This is a genomic window from Latilactobacillus fragifolii (assembly GCF_905332535.1).
Taxonomy (GTDB): Bacteria; Bacillota; Bacilli; order Lactobacillales; family Lactobacillaceae; genus Latilactobacillus; species Latilactobacillus fragifolii.
This window is the reverse complement of record NZ_CAJOCF010000001.1, coordinates 176,042-193,796: the sequence shown is the minus strand read 5'-3', so window position 1 is coordinate 193,796 and position 17,755 is coordinate 176,042. Positions and strand designations below refer to the sequence as shown.

21 protein-coding genes and 2 tRNA genes are annotated in these 17,755 nt (G+C 40.5%); 7 read left to right on the top strand and 16 right to left on the bottom strand.

Going from position 1 to position 17,755, the window contains the following annotated elements; translation table 11 throughout:
• Positions 1 to 86 precede the first annotated feature (86 nt).
• The 7 genes from J7Q78_RS00885 to J7Q78_RS00855 all read right to left on the bottom strand — a co-directional run bounded on the left by J7Q78_RS00885 (position 87) and on the right by J7Q78_RS00855 (position 7,755).
• Positions 87 to 1,112, bottom strand: a complete 1,026-nt coding sequence (locus tag J7Q78_RS00885) for a serine hydrolase domain-containing protein (protein WP_208422539.1) — start codon at positions 1,110 to 1,112, stop codon at positions 87 to 89.
• A 201-nt stretch (positions 1,113 to 1,313) separates the two neighbouring features.
• Complete coding sequence (locus J7Q78_RS00880) at positions 1,314 to 3,191, bottom strand: ABC transporter ATP-binding protein (protein ID WP_208422540.1); 1,878 nt, start codon at positions 3,189 to 3,191, stop codon at positions 1,314 to 1,316.
• Positions 3,191 to 4,921: an ABC transporter ATP-binding protein gene (locus tag J7Q78_RS00875; protein ID WP_208422541.1), complete on the bottom strand. Its 1,731-nt coding sequence runs from the start codon at positions 4,919 to 4,921 to the stop codon at positions 3,191 to 3,193. The genes J7Q78_RS00880 and J7Q78_RS00875 overlap by 1 nt, the downstream gene beginning before the upstream one ends.
• A 20-nt stretch (positions 4,922 to 4,941) precedes the next feature.
• Positions 4,942 to 5,580 carry a TetR/AcrR family transcriptional regulator gene (locus J7Q78_RS00870; RefSeq protein WP_208422542.1) on the bottom strand — a complete coding sequence of 213 codons (639 nt, stop codon included), beginning with the start codon at positions 5,578 to 5,580 and terminating at the stop codon, positions 4,942 to 4,944.
• Positions 5,581 to 5,727: 147 nt separating this feature from the next.
• Complete coding sequence (locus J7Q78_RS00865) at positions 5,728 to 5,955, bottom strand: CsbD family protein (protein ID WP_154241822.1); 228 nt, start codon at positions 5,953 to 5,955, stop codon at positions 5,728 to 5,730.
• 80 nt (positions 5,956 to 6,035) lie between these two features.
• A complete protein-coding gene (locus tag J7Q78_RS00860; protein WP_154241821.1) occupies positions 6,036 to 6,695 on the bottom strand; it encodes an ABC transporter ATP-binding protein in 660 nt (219 codons plus the stop codon).
• Position 6,696: 1 nt separating this feature from the next.
• Positions 6,697 to 7,755 carry an ABC transporter permease gene (locus J7Q78_RS00855; protein WP_208422543.1) on the bottom strand — a complete coding sequence of 353 codons (1,059 nt, stop codon included), beginning with the start codon at positions 7,753 to 7,755 and terminating at the stop codon, positions 6,697 to 6,699.
• A gap of 200 nt (positions 7,756 to 7,955) precedes the next feature.
• Between J7Q78_RS00855 and J7Q78_RS00850 the strand changes: the two genes are divergently transcribed.
• From J7Q78_RS00850 to J7Q78_RS00840, 3 genes are read left to right on the top strand one after another with little or no spacing between them, the layout of a single operon-like run.
• A complete protein-coding gene (locus tag J7Q78_RS00850) occupies positions 7,956 to 8,531 on the top strand; it encodes a CPBP family intramembrane glutamic endopeptidase (RefSeq protein ID WP_235688024.1) in 576 nt (191 codons plus the stop codon).
• 23 nt (positions 8,532 to 8,554) lie between these two features.
• On the top strand, positions 8,555 to 8,875 hold the full coding sequence (locus tag J7Q78_RS00845) for a hypothetical protein (RefSeq protein WP_154241819.1): 321 nt from the start codon (positions 8,555 to 8,557) through the stop codon (positions 8,873 to 8,875).
• Positions 8,868 to 9,050: a hypothetical protein gene (locus J7Q78_RS00840; RefSeq protein WP_004269981.1), complete on the top strand. Its 183-nt coding sequence runs from the start codon at positions 8,868 to 8,870 to the stop codon at positions 9,048 to 9,050. Before J7Q78_RS00845 ends, J7Q78_RS00840 begins: the two co-directional genes overlap by 8 nt.
• Here the strand turns inward: J7Q78_RS00840 and J7Q78_RS00835 are convergent.
• From J7Q78_RS00835 to apf (J7Q78_RS00825), 3 genes are all read right to left on the bottom strand, one after another.
• On the bottom strand, positions 9,047 to 9,742 hold the full coding sequence (locus J7Q78_RS00835; protein WP_235688023.1) for a YoaK family protein: 696 nt from the start codon (positions 9,740 to 9,742) through the stop codon (positions 9,047 to 9,049). The two genes, J7Q78_RS00840 and J7Q78_RS00835, sit on opposite strands and share 4 nt — an antisense overlap.
• 105 nt (positions 9,743 to 9,847) lie before the next feature.
• Positions 9,848 to 10,270: a methylglyoxal synthase gene (gene mgsA, locus J7Q78_RS00830; RefSeq protein WP_154241818.1), complete on the bottom strand. Its 423-nt coding sequence runs from the start codon at positions 10,268 to 10,270 to the stop codon at positions 9,848 to 9,850.
• A gap of 212 nt (positions 10,271 to 10,482) precedes the next feature.
• Positions 10,483 to 11,103 (bottom strand): aggregation-promoting factor, encoded by a 621-nt coding sequence (gene apf, locus J7Q78_RS00825; RefSeq protein ID WP_208422545.1) that lies wholly within the window; start codon positions 11,101 to 11,103, stop codon positions 10,483 to 10,485.
• A gap of 310 nt (positions 11,104 to 11,413) precedes the next feature.
• Here apf (J7Q78_RS00825) and J7Q78_RS00820 point away from each other — a divergent pair, with 310 nt between their 5' ends.
• Complete coding sequence (locus J7Q78_RS00820; protein ID WP_208422546.1) at positions 11,414 to 11,617, top strand: hypothetical protein; 204 nt, start codon at positions 11,414 to 11,416, stop codon at positions 11,615 to 11,617.
• A gap of 66 nt (positions 11,618 to 11,683) precedes the next feature.
• Here the strand turns inward: J7Q78_RS00820 and J7Q78_RS00815 are convergent.
• A tRNA-Gln gene (locus tag J7Q78_RS00815) sits at positions 11,684 to 11,756 on the bottom strand.
• Between the two features lie 106 nt (positions 11,757 to 11,862).
• Here J7Q78_RS00815 and J7Q78_RS00810 point away from each other — a divergent pair.
• Both J7Q78_RS00810 and J7Q78_RS00805 read left to right on the top strand, forming a co-directional pair.
• Positions 11,863 to 12,114 carry a hypothetical protein gene (locus J7Q78_RS00810; RefSeq protein WP_154241815.1) on the top strand — a complete coding sequence of 84 codons (252 nt, stop codon included), beginning with the start codon at positions 11,863 to 11,865 and terminating at the stop codon, positions 12,112 to 12,114.
• A gap of 69 nt (positions 12,115 to 12,183) precedes the next feature.
• Positions 12,184 to 12,256 (top strand) — tRNA-Glu (locus tag J7Q78_RS00805).
• A 102-nt stretch (positions 12,257 to 12,358) separates the two neighbouring features.
• Here J7Q78_RS00805 and J7Q78_RS00800 read toward each other — a convergent pair.
• The 5 genes from J7Q78_RS00800 to J7Q78_RS00780 form a co-directional block, all read right to left on the bottom strand.
• Positions 12,359 to 12,739, bottom strand: coding sequence for a hypothetical protein (locus tag J7Q78_RS00800; RefSeq protein ID WP_208422547.1), 381 nt, complete (start codon positions 12,737 to 12,739; stop codon positions 12,359 to 12,361).
• On the bottom strand, positions 12,732 to 13,997 hold the full coding sequence (locus J7Q78_RS00795) for a Y-family DNA polymerase (RefSeq protein WP_208422589.1): 1,266 nt from the start codon (positions 13,995 to 13,997) through the stop codon (positions 12,732 to 12,734). Before J7Q78_RS00795 ends, J7Q78_RS00800 begins: the two co-directional genes overlap by 8 nt.
• 31 nt (positions 13,998 to 14,028) lie before the next feature.
• The gene (locus tag J7Q78_RS00790) at positions 14,029 to 14,298 is read right to left on the bottom strand and encodes a hypothetical protein (RefSeq protein ID WP_208422548.1); all 270 of its coding nucleotides are present in this window, start codon (positions 14,296 to 14,298) and stop codon (positions 14,029 to 14,031) included.
• A 217-nt stretch (positions 14,299 to 14,515) separates the two neighbouring features.
• Entirely contained in the window at positions 14,516 to 15,139 is a 624-nt protein-coding gene (gene apf / locus J7Q78_RS00785; RefSeq protein ID WP_208422549.1) for an aggregation-promoting factor, read from the bottom strand.
• A gap of 229 nt (positions 15,140 to 15,368) precedes the next feature.
• Positions 15,369 to 17,402: a KUP/HAK/KT family potassium transporter gene (locus tag J7Q78_RS00780; protein ID WP_154241811.1), complete on the bottom strand. Its 2,034-nt coding sequence runs from the start codon at positions 17,400 to 17,402 to the stop codon at positions 15,369 to 15,371.
• 138 nt (positions 17,403 to 17,540) lie between these two features.
• On the opposite strand from J7Q78_RS00780, the gene J7Q78_RS00775 reads away from it, so the two are divergent.
• Positions 17,541 to 17,708, top strand: a complete 168-nt coding sequence (locus tag J7Q78_RS00775) for a hypothetical protein (protein ID WP_173011530.1) — start codon at positions 17,541 to 17,543, stop codon at positions 17,706 to 17,708.
• Positions 17,709 to 17,755 lie beyond the last annotated feature (47 nt).

Genomic DNA, 17,755 nt, shown 5'->3' with positions numbered 1-17,755 from the left:
TTCACTCACTCCTAATGCACTTTATTTATCAATAGTCCCATTTTACCACACATGTAAGCGGATAATACGTAAATTCTTGAATTTGCCTAACCTTTTATTGCTGGGTGGTTATCCGCTAAAAATTGCGCCACAATCGCATCGCGTCGTTCCAAAAAAATCGGATTATCAGCTGTTGGGTGAATTCGATTACTTAGTACAATCATCCCAGTTTGTCGTTTACGATCCAATAACATAAACGTCCCCGTAAAACCTGTATGGTAAATCAATGGCTGTTGATCTTGTGGATCAAACCGTAAATCCCAGCCAAGTGAGCGCCCGAGATGTTGTGGTGTCCAATCACGATAAAGGCTCTTAACACTTGCCTGACTGATTGGTGGTTGTTTAACCGTCAATTGGCCTAACTGAAACTGAGCAAAACGTACAACGTCTTTTAAAGGCGCAAATAAGCCCGCCGCACCACTATGATTTTGCAAAATGGCACTTTTGGGATCATGCACCGTCCCTTGGATTAAGCCACGTTCAGAGCTCAATTCAGTTGGCACAGCCAAGGCTTTATCTGGATTAAAAGTACTTGATCGCATGCCAAGTGGTGTTAGCACGTGTTCTTGAATTAAATCCTGAATTGGTCTTTGGTAAATTGCTTCAATCATCCAGCCTAAATACAACATGCCAATGTCAGTATAAACTACCTTCTTCTCAAAGTTCGGACCAACCGTTAACTGCGTCAATAGCGCCGTCTTCAGTTCAGCGGCTGATAGTTGATTTCGATTTGGAATATAGCCCGTTAACCCTGATGTGTGCGTCAACAGATGCAAGACCGTCACCCGCCGATCTTTAAAAGCTGGTAATAGACTATGGACTTTAGTTCGTAAGGAAAGGCGCCCCTTTTCTAATAGCCGTAAGGTAATCGTCGTTGTCCCAATCACTTTTGTTAATGAAGCTAGATCATACAACTGGTTAGCTTTTAACGGCACTTTTTGTGGTACTAGTTCGGCTTGGCCCCTTACATCAGTCATCACTTTGGGGCCTTCAATGATGGCATATGAAACACCAGGGACAACGCCTTGATCAACTAGTGCTTCAATTTGGCGCATGGTTTGTGCAAATTGCATATTATCTTCCTCCTATCGAATCAATACTATTAGTATCCTTCAAGAAGAATCAATGTGCAAACAAATCAATTTTAATCGCCTTAATCGGCAGCCTGTTCTGCGTAAATACATAACCGAATCATTGCTAGTATCCAAAATAATTTTCATCATAAAAAAATAAGATCGCAGACAATTTCGGCGGTCTTATTTAGTAAGTTACGATTAAATTTTTACGTTTCCTGAGAATTGACTATTGTACAAGTCAGCGTAGAAACCATCTTGAGCCATCAAACTATCATGGGTCCCAGTTTCAATAATCGAACCATGATTCATCACAATGATGTTATCGGCATCCCGAATGGTTGATAAGCGATGGGCAACCACGAAACTCGTCCGGTTTTGTAACAACCGTTCCATTGCGTGTTGAATATGGATTTCGGTCCGTGTATCAACCGAACTCGTTGCTTCATCCAAAATCAAAATCTCGGGATCGGCAACAAATGCGCGCGCAATCGTCAATAATTGACGTTGGCCCTGTGAAATATTAGAAGCCTCTTCGTTTAAGACCGTTTGATAGCCGTCAGGCAATTGACGGACAAAACCGTCAACGTGCGCTGCTTTTGCGGCTGCTAAAATGGCTTCATCCGACGCATCAGCATTCCCGTATTTCAAGTTATCCCAAATCGTACCCGTGAACAACCAAGTATCTTGTAAAACCATCGCAAAATGACGGCGTAATTGTTCCCGGGTCATGTCGCGCGTATCGACACCTTTAAGCTTGATTGAACCGCCACTAACATCGTAGAAGCGTTCCAACAAGTTGATGATTGTTGTTTTACCAGCACCTGTTGGACCGACAATCGCAATCATTTGTCCTGGTTTAACTTGTAAGTTGTAATCTTTCATCAAGATATCCTTGCCTTGATAACCAAATTCAACATGTTCTAATTCAAGTAGGTTTTGGTCATCAACAACGGCTGGAATTTCTGATGGCTCATCACTCATATCATCTTCATCTAACACTTCAAAGACCCGTTCAGCTGAGGCAATGGTCGATTGAATGGTATTCGCTAAGTTGGCCAATTGGGTAATCGGTTGTGAGAATTGTTGCGTATATTGCATAAATGCTTGCATATCCCCTAAAGTGACTTGGCCGTGGGAAACTCGAATCCCACCAACAATCGCTACGAAGACGTAGCCAATGTTATTGACAAACGTCATCAATGGCATGATAACCCCCGAAATAAATTGTGCCTTCCAAGCCGCTTTGTAAAGTAATGCATTTTGTTCTTCGAAAGTCTCAATTGTGACTTGTTCGCGATTGAAGGTCTTTAAGACCACTTGACCAGAGAAGTTTTCTTCAATTTGGTTGTTCAATAACCCCAAGCTCTTTTGTTGCGCTGCGAAGAATTTTTGTGATTTCGGTGCAACAATCCCAACAACGACTAAACTCAGCGGAATCGTGACAAGCGCAATTAAAGTTAACTGCCAACTGATCGAAAGCATCATCCACATGACCCCAATAAACGTCACAGCACTGGTTACCATTTGCGTTAAACTTTGTTGTAAAGTACTTGCAATGTTATCCATATCGTTAATCGCACGACTCATAATATCGCCGTTTGAGTGGGTGTCATAGTAATTAATAGGGACCCGTTGCATTTTATCTTTTAATTCTTTCCGCAATTCATAAACGGTTTGTTGGGAAATCCGGGTCATAATGAATTGTTGTAAGAAACTAAAGACGGCTGAGGCTAAATACATTAGAATAACCGTCATAATAATGTGTTGAATCTTGTCAAAATCAATTGGTAAACCATTCATGGGAATGCCAGCTTTTTGCATCGCATTCCCTTTCATAACACCTTTGAAGATTTCCGTCGTTGCTTGACCTAATACTTTTGGCGTTCTAATTTGAAAAATAACGGAGATGATTGCTAATGCTAAAACAATCACTAATCCGATTAAACGACTGGACATGTAAGCTAATAAACGTTTCGTTGTCCCCCAAAAATTCTTGGGCTTTTCAACGACGCCCCCCATGCCAGGGCCTGGACCATGCCCACCTTGCGGCCGATTGGTTGTAGTCTTTTCAGCCATTAGTCTTCATCCCCCTCTCTGATTTGTGAGTTAATAATTTCTTGGTATGTCGCATTATTGGCCTTCAATTCGGCGTGTGATCCCTTGCCAACTAATCGACCTTCATCTAAGACCAAAATGGTGTCAGCATCTGCAACCGTTGATACCCGTTGCCCAACAATTACGACGACACTCTTTTGAATCTCAGCATCTGCTTTTAAAGCTTTTCTTAATAAGGCATCCGTCTTAAAATCCAACGCTGAAAAAGAGTCATCAAACACATAAACGGCCGCTTTTTTTACCAAAGCACGGGCAATGGCTAATCGTTGACGTTGTCCACCGGAGAAGTTTCCCCCGCCTTGTTCAACGTGACTATCTAAGCCGCCTTCTAACTCACTTACGAAATCTTTAGATTGTGCAATTTCAAGGGCGTGCCAAATCTCATCATCCGTTGCCTTCGGATTCCCATATTGCATATTTTCCCGGATAGTACCGGTAAATAAGTTCGCTTTTTGCGGGACAAATGAGACTTGTTCGTGAATATCATGGAGGGTAACATCTTTAACGTTTAACCCATTGACCATCACTTCACCTGTTTCAACATCGTAAAAGCGAGGAATCAAATTGACTAGCGTTGTCTTCCCTGAACCAGTGCCACCAATCACAGCAACGGTTTGGCCCGCTGTCATTTGGAAATCAACGTTTTCCAGTGCTAAGTGCTCCGCATTTTGATAGCGGAAGTTAACCTGGTTAAAGGCTAAACTAGCTGGTTGGTTGCCAAATGTTTTCGGGGTAACTGGATCTTCAATTGGTGTGTTTAAATCAAGAACTTCATTAATCCGCACTGCTGAAGCTTGCGCCCGAGGAATGAAGACGAAGACCATTGAAAGCATCATGAAACTCATCAAAATTTGCATGGCATAGGTCATAAACGCTAATAAATTCCCGACTTGCATCGCTTGGTTGGCGATTAAGTGTCCACCCATCCAAGTAATAGCAATGTTGGTCCCACTCATAATTAACGTCATTGCTGGGAACATGACTGACATAATACTATAAACTTTCTTGGCATTTTGGGTGTAATCCGTATTAGCTTCATCGAAACGTTCTTGTTCGAATTTGTCGCGCCGGAATGCCCGAATAACCCGAACACCAGTTAAACCTTCTCGGAAAACTAAGTTAATCCGGTCTGTCTTTTTCTGCATTGCCTTGAATAATGGTACAGCGAAGTACATCACACCGCCGATGAAGATTGCCATAATTGGTAAGACAACCAAGAAAATCGATGTGAGTTGCGCATCTTTTTGATATGCTAAAAAACTTGCGCCAATTAACATAATTGGTGCCATAATCATCATTCGTAAAAACATCATTGCCACGTTTTGAATTTGGACCACGTCATTGGTCGTCCGCGTAATTAATGAAGACGTCCCCACTTGATCCATTTCATCGTGTGAGAAATTGATGACCTTTCGATAAATATCTGAACGTAATTTTTGACCTAAGCCTTGTGACGTCCGGGCTGCAAGGTAAACATTGCAGACGGCCGCCATAATACTAATTAATGAAAAACCTAACATTTTAAAGCCTGCTTGCCAGATATAATCAATATTTCCCTTAGCAATCCCGTCATTGACAATATCAGAGGTTAAATTGGGTAAATAAAGGTTACTGACAACCTGAATTGCCATGAATAAAACCGCACCAAATACGGCCCATCCTGACATTCTTTTCTTTGCAAGTTTAAGCATTTTGGGTGTCCCTTCTTTCCTTATTCTTGTTTACTGGCGCCTTTTTCTAACCAGCCTAATACTAATTCGAAGCGTTCTTGGACCTGTTCAATTGTAATCGCATGGTCACTTTCTTGTTGCAGATAGTACGCTGCAATACTTTGAAAAACCGTCGTCATCAACTCGTGAAATAAAATTCTGAGGGCTTCGGGTTGATCGGCGTTAATCTTAAGTAAGTCATAATTAACATTTTCTTCTAAAAAATGCATCCCGTTGACTTGTTTAGCATGCATTAATTCTGGTGACATCTTACGCCGGTTCTTATAATCCATATGTAAGAAGAGGTGCTTATAAAATTGTGCATTTTCACCATTAATAATCTCTTCTGCCATTTCAGCAAAGAATTGGCGAATTGCCGTGAATAGATCGCCATGGACAGCCAACAACGTTTTTTCTAAATCTTGCTTTGAACTATCTCGTAACAAGCTGAGATCGTAAAAAAAAATGTCCGCCTTATCTTCAAAGTACTGATAAAAACTACCGCGCGGGATTTCCGCCGTTTTAATAATGTTACTGACAGACGCTTCATTAAACGGCACCCGCGAAAATTCGGCATGCGCAGCTTGAATCAGCCGCTGTTGCTTTTCCTCAGGTAATCTAAAAAATGTTTTCTTCGGCATTTCGATACTCCTTTCTGAAAATTAATGACAGAGCGTCATAATCATGACGTAATGTCATAATACGCCAACTTAAGCACGCATGCAAGCATTAAATCCACAAAAAAAGGACCTGCAGACTATCATCTACAGGTCCCCCTTTATAAGGCGCTATTTGTCGTCTTTATCCATTTTTTCTTTGATATCATCCATCACGTCATTGGCTTTTTCAGCAACTTTATCTTTGGCATCCGCTAATTTTTCTTTTGCTTCACCCATAAAGCCCTTTGCCTTACCTTTAGCCTCATTTTCGTGATCGCCGGTCACTTTACCAGCAGTTTCTTGTACCTTACCAGTTACTTGATCTTTCATGCCATCTAACTTTTCTGTATCTGTCATTGAAAATCACTCCTTCTTAATGGTTAACTACATCATAGGATAGCCAACCATCATTAGTCAAAATTTATGATTATGCAGAATTATGTTAGTTGGCCATCACGCATCACGTATTGGTGATCTGTATATTCCAAGACCCGTTCATCATGGGAAACCATTACAATCGTCTGTCCTGTTTCTTTTGTAATTTTAGCAAGTTGGTCAGCTACCTGTAAGGCTCGCTTACTATCTAAACTAGCCGTTGGTTCATCTGCAAAAATCAGATCTGGTTGGCCATATAATGCCCGAGCAATCGCCACTCGCTGGCGTTGCCCCCCAGACAGGCTTGTCGGGTACTGGCGACGCTGATCCCAAACGCCTAAATTGGTCAATAGTTGTTCAGCTGATTGTGGCGCTTGCTTGTCACGTAAGCGATCAACCAATTCGAATTGTTCTTCAACCGTTAAAAACGGAACAAGGTTTGAACTTTGTAATATAAAACCAAAGTCGTTAAACCGTAATGCCGAACGTTGTTTTTCGCTTAGTTGGCTAATCTCTTGATCTTTAAAAAAGAGCTTCCCGCTAGTTGGCCCTTGTAGGCTCCCCATAATCGTTAATAAGGTAGTCTTCCCAGAGCCTGATGGACCCGTTAACCCAATAAACTGGCCTTTTTCAATCGTTAAATCGATTTGATTTAAGGCCGTCGTTTGCTGGTCACCTGTGCCAAATTTTTTAACAATTTTTTCTAAACGCATTAAAGCCATCCTATGCCCCTCCAATCGCATCAAGCGGATCAATCTTAAGAATCCGCCAAATTGAGAATAAAGCGCCAATGACTGTCATCACAAGTAAAACAGCAGAAAAGGCCCCAATTAGTAAAGGATTGTTGGTGTACGGTACCGCCGCTGGTAATACCAATGTTGTCAATGCGTTACACAACAAACCGAGGCCGATACCAATTACCCCTAAGAACACGGATTGCCACATTAAGCTACCAACTAATTGGCCGCCAGAAATCCCTTGCGCGCGCATCACACCATATACCGCCGTTTTTTCAATTGTAATAATATACATGAAAATACCAACGATAAAGGCAACAATGATTAGTAATGCGCCAATCATCAAACCAAACGTCTTAACTTGTGGCCCATAGCCGGGAATCTTATCGATTAATTCCGGAATCGTCAGTTTGGTTAGCTGATCCGTTGTTTTAATCTGCGCATTGCCTTTTAATACTAAAGCATTGATGCGTGTGGTCTTAGCCGTGCCGTAACGCATCTGACTAAAATCGGTCAACCGTAAATAAGTTACCGGTTGCGTATTATAGCGATGGTTCGTCGTGATGCCAACAATTTTATAGTGTTGTTGCCGCCCATTTAATTTAATTTGTTGGTTTAAAGTGACTCCTTGTAAGCCATCGTCCACCACGACTTCGTTTGCTTTTTTAGGATACCGGCCCTTTTGCAACTTAGGTTTCAAAAAAGTATTAAAATCGATCCCAAAAACACTCGTATTTTGCTTACTTAAACCTGAACCACTTACAACCCCCATCATCTGAGCAAGTTGTGCATGATTTTTCTGTGCGCCTTTAACCGATGGTAACTGATCAACTACTAATTCAGAAGCCGCCAAGTTCTTATTCGCATATTGGCTAATAACAACTTCTTTGGCATGCCATTGATCAATTGCTGAACGGTTATTATTAGCTAGTCCATAAGCTAATCCCGTTAAAAAATAGATTAAATAAGCAATTAGAAAAATCGTAAAGATGATTAATGAATAACGTAATTTAGCATGTTTAATTTCTTTAATCGCTAAATACATCTGGACACCCCTTTCTTAACCTTATTAATTTAACACAAAATGTAATAAATTGAACAGCAAATAGTTTTCTAAATCACGCAAACTTTTATTCATTCATAGGAATATGCTATGATAAACACACGGAGGTGGCGCTTATCAAACACGTCAAACACGGGATTAGCTTTTTGGTTCTGATTATCATTCAGCAGGTTCCCTTGCTAATGGTCAGTAGCCTAACGTTACTCCCGAAGGCCCAGCAAACAACCCACTTAATATTAGTTGTTGGTTGGCTTTTTCTAATCTTGACTCTCATCATCACTGCCTTAATGTGGTATTACTACCAAAAAATTAAATCAACCCGCTACGATCACCCCTTCACCAAACAGACTTGGGGGACGATGCTAATTGGCTTTATTGCAATGGTTGCTGTCAATAACGGGACGCTTCCGTTGATGCATACTACCGGCAATGCCAATGTTGATGCACTAACGGCTGTCTTTCAGACGATTGGGATCTTCATGTTACCGTATGCTCTATTTTTAGGCCCGATTATGGAAGAATTACTTTTCAGAGGATTCTTAATGAATTGGTTTTTCCCAGGAACCCCAATCATCTCAATCGGTTTAAGTGCTATTTTATTTGGCTTAATGCATGGTGCCGCTGATCCAATATATTTTATTTCAAAAGCACTACTGGGCCTAATCCTAGCTATCGTCTACTATCGGACCCACAATATTAAGAGTAATATCGCCTTACACATGTTGAACAACATTACTGCTGGCTTTACCATCTTTTAAGTGACTAGAAAGGAAGGATAATTATGTCTGCATTGACAACTATCTTAACTTACATCCAAGAACATCCTGATGAAGTGGTCTTAGAACCCTTTCAGTATGCGAACGTGATTCGTTTTGGAATTAGCGATCAAGTTGATTTACCAGACGCCGCGAAACTATTTCCTGATATGCGGCTCCATGTGAACCGGATTGCCCCGGAGTACGTCAAGGAACACCACGACTTGTTGACGGCTTTTTATCAACAAACTGAAGAAAAACAAAAAGACGGCTTCCGAGATGTATGGATTACTACTGCCCATCTTAGTGACCGTCAACTTTATTTAGTGGATCTTTCTTTTGAATAAACCTCATTTTGAACAACTAAAAGTCAGCTGTATTAAATATGCTATTTTAACCTTGTTTCTCTTTGTCATGCGCGCCTTTATTGCGCACCCCATCATCTTGATTGCCAGTTGGATTAGTACGGCTGTTTGTGGCGCGTATTTCATCGCCATGTTAATTGTTTATTATTACGGCTAGTGTTGCATATGTTTAGATTCGGCAAGCACCTCTTCTGTAAAATACAATTGAAACCCGAAAAAGACTGTTAACATTATCGCGGCTACCCACGTCGTTCGCACATTGATCAGCTTAACAATCAACCCTGAGCTGATGGTGCCAACAAAGAAGCTACCAACAATTAACCCAAAGTAATGGGCTTTTTGTTGGTAGTTTTTTTCTTTGGTTGCCAAATACAGATAAGTATTCTCGATTAATTTCTTATAATTACCGGTTGTAAAAGCATTCGCATATGGATAACCATTAACTGTTGAATAACTCGCTAATTGCATCGCCATCGATAGCGACAATATCGGTGTCACAAACATATTAGGAATCGCGGTTGATAAAAAGCCAACTACTACTAAGGCAATAATTTGGAACCCTAATAACCACAACCGCCAAACATTCAAGCCACCAGTATTAAAATGCCGCTTAGCCAGTTGAACAACAATAACCCCAATCGCAAATGAAATAATGGGTAATATCTTTTCCGGAAGCTGTGCCCACTGATTCGTAGCGATATCTAAGCCGATGAACACGATATTGCCAGTCTGGGCGCTTGCAAAGACCCCGCCACGTAAAATCACACAATACGCGTCTAAGAAGCCGCCAAGAAATGTTAAAAACATCGCCGTGCTCAGCCGGTCGTGAAACCCTATTTCTTTTTGCAACCCAATCCCTCCAAGTCAATACTCTCATTATACGCAAATTAAAATTGAAATCAAAAAGCGGATTGCACTATTTCACAATCGAAATAAGAAACAATCCGCGTTACGCTATAAATTAACGGTGTTGCCATCTTGATCATGGACCACATTTCTAAAGTCGACTAGTCCTAAGTCCAAACCGCGTAGTAATACTTCAGCCGTCCCAATATTAGTTGCTAAAGGCACTTCGTAAACGTCAGAGAGCCGAATTAATGCATTCACATCCGGTTCATGTGGTTGCGCAGTCAATGGATCCCTTAAAAAGATTACTAAATCCATCTTATTTTCTGAAATCAGTGCTCCGATTTGCTGATCGCCCCCTAAAGGGCCTGATTTAAACCGTGTAATAGGTAAGCCAGTTGCTTCAATAATTTTTTGCCCCGTCGTTCCAGTCGCAAACAATTCATGTTGCGCTAAAATTGGTTTGTAAGCCGTCGCCAATTTCACAATCGTTGGCTTCTGACGATCATGGGCAATCAATGCAATTTTCATCTGAACCCCTCCTAATTCATTTAAAAAGACAACTTCAACATCATTTTTTGATTTTACACCTGCTAAAAGTTACCTGCCGATGACTACTAACACGCCTAAAATCTTCCACTAATTAAGCCGCACGCTTGATACGCCTGTTTGTTGCTATTTCTAAGAATAGCTTACCATAAAAAAACGCCCAGACCAATGGTCTGGGCGTTGACCTTATTTTATTAGTACCAACCATTACTTAACCAGAAACTTTTAGCGGCATCCCATGAACCATAACGACTTGTTACATATTGATCGGCAACGCGGTCTTGGTTAGCTGCTGAATAATCACCATTTAAGTATGAAGCTGATAATTGATAACGGCCGATTAATTGACCGTTGCGTGCTGAATATGAACCACCTGATTCTTTTTGTGCAATCCATTCTTTTGCTGAACTAGTTGTACTTGTTGTTTGAGTAGCCACTGGTGCTTGTTGCACTGGTGTCGTTTGAACTGCAGGTTGTGGTGTTTGTACAACAGGGGCTGGTGTTTGAACAGGAGCAGCTACTTGTTGCGTTATAACGGGCGTTACGGTTTGCACTGGTGCCACTTGACCAGCATCGATTGTTAATTGTTCCCCAACAAAAATCATATTAATATCACTAATCTGATTAGTGGCTGCGATTTGGTTAACAAGATCTGTACTACCATTAAATTTTTGAGCGATGGATGAAAGCGTATCCCCGCTTGCAACGGTATAAGTTGTTGCGGCGCTAGCTTGTGATTGGTTTACGAAAAGTAACCCGGTGGTTGCGACTGTTGTTAAAGCGGCACTGTAAAGTAAAGTTTTTAAAGATTTCATATTTTGAATGGACTCCTTATTGTTTAAATTGATTTTTCTATCTGTTTAACGTGGGACTAATATACCATCTTAAGTCCGCTAGTAAATATCAAAACCATAACAATTGATGACAAATCCGTAACAAAATGACGGCAAATACGCCTAACTTTGTAATGAAGCCCACAATTTAATTGACTTACAATCGGTACCATAGCTAATAACATCAAGGTTTCTAGCCAATAAAACTGCTAAATACACCATTTCAAATTAATTAACCCGCTTTTAAAAATAATGACGCGTTTTTACGTAATATTCTTACGAGGTGGTAAAAATGAAAGTATTAAAATTAAATGATTTAAACTTAAAAGTCACGTTGGATGAACGCATTATTCAAATTTCCGGTGCTCAGAACAAAACATTGATTTTCAGAAGTAAAGTGTTAGCGTATTATTGGTTCTTTAATTTACGGACTTTAGCTAAAATTGCTGACCGGCACGCAATTCAAATGATGTTTGCAACGGATAACTTCAAATAAGCCGCCCTATTTATATGACGACACAAAAAGAGGAGCTGAGTACTCAGCTCCTCTTTTTTCGATTGATTGGGTATATAGGGCTCGAACCTATAAATTCCGGATTCAGAGTCCGGTGCCTTACCAATTTGGCGAATACCCAATATCATCAACGAATACTATAATACTGCACTCTCTAGACGTTGTCAATTATGATTTTTAACAAATCTTTAAAAAAGGACTATACTATTCTTGGAGATGGTTTGAAAATGAAGAAAGCGGAAATTGAAAAACTATTTGACGGAAAAGTTGCTGTATATGATCAAGACCACGTTGTACTTGATTTTGTTGATTCACGGCGGACGCTTGAAGTTGCAATCGACAACGATATTCTAAATTTATTGGTCACCCATAAGGATTATATTCGGCATATCTTGAAGCATTTAAAAAGACAAACGAATCGAACAATGACTAAGGAAATTATTAACATTAATCGTCGTAACTATAAAATTTTTATCTAACCTAGCTCAAGTCAATTAACCATTGACTTGACGGGCTTTATTCGCTATAATATTAATTATTCAAAACACTGCCCGTTGGTCAAATTGGTTAAGACGTCGCCCTCTCAAGGCGGAGTTACGGGTTCGATCCCCGTACGGGTGATATTTAAAACAGCCTAGAATCTAGAAAAGCCGTTAAACTCAAGTTTAACGGCTTTTTGTTTGCTTAAAGTATGCCCCCAAACTAGCCCGTTAACAATCTCAGTTAGCGGGCTAGTTTTTTTATTGCATAAATTTCTTCTATTAAAATGGCTTCATTCGCCACGATTATTTGACTCCCAAACCAACCACTGATTAATCCTTCGATCTTGCTTGGCACAATCCCTTCTATTGAACGTTCTGCTTTGTCGATTTGAACCGGATAACATTTAATAATCGCGTCATTGATGGTATTAGCAATCATCTCAGCAGTCATTGCCTCAATATGTTTTTCATGGCGTTCACGGACTTGCGCTCGCGTATTCTTATCGAGCACTGACGTATGATCACTTAAATAGAATCCGTGCCATTTCATCATGCCACGGTCGTGATAATCATATGTTAAAAATTGCTTGACCAAATGCGGATCATATTCATCATTATTCATAGACGTTTCCTCCAGCATGCCCACCGACTAAGCCAGCACGTTCAATCGCAGTCGCCCCTTTTACTTTACTGGATAACTTGACTACCGATGTCAATCCGTAGCGCTTGCGAATTTCATCAACCGTACTATCTAATTTTTGCTTTTTCAAGTCAATAAACTGCGTGTCGAACATATCTAATTGTTCCGCACTATCGTCGACCAGCTTGCTACAAGCAATGCTAATCTGTCGAATCGTTTCATGTTGCCACTCTTCACGAAAAAGGTGAATAGCGTATTTTGTGAGTTGATGATTGGCGTTGGTCGCATCAATCTTCATTGAACGTGCAAAGCCGTCATGCATTGCGGCCTCTTTTTCAGAAAATGAAAAGCCAATTCCCAGACTGATGACCGTCGCCGCCTTATGATGCGCTCTGAGGCGGGCGCCCACTTGCTCTGCAATTTCCCGAATCACTACTTCAATCTCGGCTTGAATAAAATAATCACGTGGTAATACCTGACTATTCCCATAGGACTTCTCTTTGGTCACATATTTCTGCCGCACAATCGCCCGATCAATCCCCCAGCTAAAAGCAAATAATTGGGCCCCAATCACCCCCATCTCCTGCTTTAATCGATAGGGATTCGTATGCGCAATGTCATACATTGATTGGATATGCTTCTGATTCAGTTTTTTTGCTGTCCGGTGACCAATTGACCAGACGTCATCTAACTGCGTTACTGGCCATAATTTATCCGGTACATCTTCGTAATGCCATGTTGCAATTAAACTGTGATTGCGTTTAGCTTCAAGATCCATTGCAAGTTTGGCAAGTAACGGATTATCGCCAATTCCCACTGTTAGATAAATCCCCGTTTCTTTCTTAACAGCTAGCTGGATTTTGCGTGCGACTTCATACGGTGTTGCTCCAAAAAGTTGCCAACTATCGGTAATATCCAGTAACGACTCATCAATGGAATACGGATGAATATCCTCTTCTGCCGTAAATTGCTGGAAAATGCGGTTAATCTTCTGATTTTCTTGAATATAGAGATTCATCCGTGGGGGAACAACCATTAGACGCTTATCATGAATCGGAACGTCCCGTGCTCGTGTCACGTTACTGATACCAAACAGTTTCTTAGCCATGGGGCTTGCTGCTAGCACCAAGCCACTACCAGTATTCTTTTCAGTCGACATTACGACTAAAATCGCCTTTAGTGGATTAAGCCCCCTGGCAGCGGCTTCTACTGAAGCGTAAAAAGATTTCGAATCAATCATCAAAATTACACGTCGTGGTTCATTTCGATAGTCATACACGGCCCTTCACCCCAACTTGAATCTGGCGCACCTGTTCATCCAATTCACATTGCCAACGATTAATCGCTAATAAGTTAACGATGCTTAAATGGCGCTTAATAAATTGCAGAAATTTCTCGTGATGCTTATAACAATTCATTGAATCAATTAAAGTATCACGATGATGGCCTACTAGTCGTCGTAACTCTAGGACGCCAGACCTATTTAAATATAAATTTAACCTGCCTTGATCTGGCGGCATAATTTTTTTGTTCGTATCCATCAGGCACACCTCTTTATTCAGCTTATGTCTTCTTAATTATACGAACACACATTCGGTTTAGTCAAGGACGCTTTCTCAGAAAATAAAAAAAGACTAGGGCAAAAATTGCTTTTTGGCCTAGTCTTTTGGTTTATTTCAATAATCTAATTATGTGCTATCAGCTAGCTTCTTCCAATTGATACAAAAGAATTCCATCTGATGCAATCCAACTTAAATCTTAGTACCAACCATTACTTAACCAGAAATCCTTAGCGGCATCCCATGAACCATAACGGCTTGTTACATATTGATCGGCAACCCGATCTTGATTGGCTGCTGAGTAGTCACCATTTAAATATGATGCGGTTAATTGATAACGTCCAATCATTTGACCGTTACGGGCTGTGTATGAACCACCAGATTCTTTTTGTGCAATCCATTCTTTGGCTGAACTAGCCGTCGGTGCAACAGCAGTTGTTTGTTGGGTTGGTGTCGCTTGAACGGCGGCTTGTACCTGGGTAGGTTGTGCTTGAGTCACAGGAGCTGGCGTTTGAACGGCGACTGGTTGTGAGGCAACTGTCGGTGTTGTCGTTTGAACAGTTGTTGCCGGTTGGTCAGCGTCGATTATTAATTGTTCCCCGACAAAAATCATATTACTGTCTTTGATGTTGTTAGTTGTGGCAATCTGATTGACTAAATCTGTACTACCGGTAAACTTTTGAGCGATTTTTGATAATGTATCGCCACTTGCAACCGTATAAGTTGTAGCGGCGTTTGCTGTTGATTGACCTGCAAAAAGTAATCCGACTGTTGCAGCCGTTGTCAATGTAGCGCTAAGCAATACTGTCTTAAAAGATTTCATGTAATAGATGTGCTCCTTGTTGTTTTGATTTATTAACGTGGGACTAATATACCATCTTATATTCGCTTGTACATATCAAACGCATAACAATTGATGACAAACAAGTAACAAAATGACGGCAGTGCCCTCGATAATTGTAATGCATACCGCTTTCTTGACTGCTATTGACCAAATAACGCCTAAGACGACACGCTTCTGTCTTAGGCGTTATAAACTTAAAGTATTTATGCTATTCACGACGCTTTAAGTGGTACTTAGAAACCGCTTTTTGACGGCCTAGGACCAGTGGAATCCGTTCCACAAAGACATCGCTGTAATCCAAACCAAACCATGAAGCTGGTGTATCAGTAAATTTTTCCAACCATAACCGCATTTGAACAATCCCTTTATCCATTGCTCGAATTTGCGTTGCTGGCGACAAATCTTCTTGCATGATCACAAACGAGAAATCACCGACATTTCGGTTGGGAATCGTTGTGTAGCGTTGCGGTTGTGCTGGTAGTTCTCCGCGATGAATCATTTCTTGAATGATTTGACGAATAAAGATGTTTACTTTCTGTTCCATCTTAAAGCCCAGATACAATTGGACGTTGACAATATAATCAGTTCCCAGTGTATCAGCAGTATATTCTGCCGTATACGGTTCGTCCGTGACATTAACCGCAACAAACCAGTAAACTTGCGCCCGTTTTGGTCGTTTATCCAAAATCGAATAGAGAATATTTTTCTTAACCATATTCTGTTCATGCGGTTTATTTTGTGGTTTTGAAAGGTAAACCAAATTAGTCGTGTACATTGCTAAAGTTGTGTCATCTCGTAAATCATGTAGTTGTTGCTTATAAGCTAGTAATGAAACCGTACTTGCCTTGAAAGTATTGCTTTCCTTAATCGTATTACTACGATACCAAACAAACATGATTGATAGGATAACCGCCGCAATTAAGACTGTGACGTACCCACCGTGCATGAATTTGGCGGCACTTGAGATGAAGAAAATAACTTCGATTGTCCCGAAGAAGATGAGGACTAAGTAAGCCAATCCCCACTTTTTCTCATGACGACCCAAGTAATGGAATAACAAGATGGTTGTCATTAACATCGTAATCGTAATCGCCAATCCGTAGGCGGCTTCCATATGGGCTGAGTTTTTAAAATAGAAAACAACCATTAAACAAACGGCCCATAAAATCCAGTTAACAATTGAAATATAGAGTTGCCCTTTTAATTTTGCCGGATAATCAACCTTAATTCGTGGTAAAAGACGCAACTTGATTGCTTCTGAAACTAAGGTATACGACCCCGAAATCAAGGCTTGTGATGCAATAATCGCCGCAATGGTTGCTAGCAAAATCGCTGGAACCTTTAATTGAGCTGGCATCACTTCAAAAAACGGATTAAAATCAGAAATACGTTGGTAAGCTATCACATCTTTATGTTGTAGTAACCAAACACCTTGCCCAAAGTAATTCAATACTAAGCAAAGCGCAATGTATGGCCAACTACCATAAATATTCAACCGACCAACGTGCCCCATATCTGAATAAAGGGCTTCAGCCCCAGTTGTTGCCAAGAAGACACTCCCTAAGATTAGAATTCCCACCTTATTCTCAGGGCTAAATAATAATTCAATCGCATAATATGGATTAAGGGCTTTAAGCATCGTTAGGTCCCCCATTAAGTTAACCAATCCAATGCCACCAATAAAAGTAAACCAAATTAACATAATGGGCCCAAAAGATTTACCGATTAAATCAGTCCCAAATTTCTGAATGAAAAATAAGACCGATAAAATTGAGACTGTCACTAAAATGACTTGATTTTGGTTGTGAATTAAAACGTTCCCATTAATCGGTAATCCTTTTAACCCCTCAATCGCCGTTGTGACCGTCACAGCTGGCGTTAACATGCCGTCTGCTAATAGCGTCGCTCCGCCAATGATTGCGGGGATCACGAGCCACTTAGCCTGCTTACGGATTAAAGTGTACAGTGCAAAAATCCCACCTTCACCATTATTATCCGCACGCAATGCAATCATGACGTATTTGATGGTCGTCATCAACATTAACGTCCAAAAGACGAGCGAAATACTGCCGGTGATAAAGTCACGGCTAATGTTTGCCAAGCCACCGTTCCCCTCGACAATTGATTTCATTACATATAATGGGGACGTCCCAATATCGCCGTAAACGACCCCCATCGTAATCAAAATCCCTGCAACTGATAATTTGTGCCCAGTTGTTTGTTTAGTTGTCTTTAATTCCATGATTTGTTACTTCCTTATACTCCAATATAGCATTATCGTAGCCTGTTCCAGATTGAAAGTCCAGTCTTATCATCAATAATTATCAATCCACTGTATTCCATGCTATAATAGGGACACTGAAACAAGCGAGGGATACAAATGAAAGATAAACGTCAATTTGAAATTGCTAAAAAGCAATACAAGAAATTAGCAAACCGACCACTGTCAAAGGAACGTAAGAAAGCTGTTAGTACTGCTTCAACTTACATGTTCACAATCTTAGTTGTGGCCTTTGTACTGTTGGCGATTTACTTGCTCGTTCACTAAAACTGCTTAGGCAGTTTTTTATTTTACGTATTTTTTCGTGAGATATA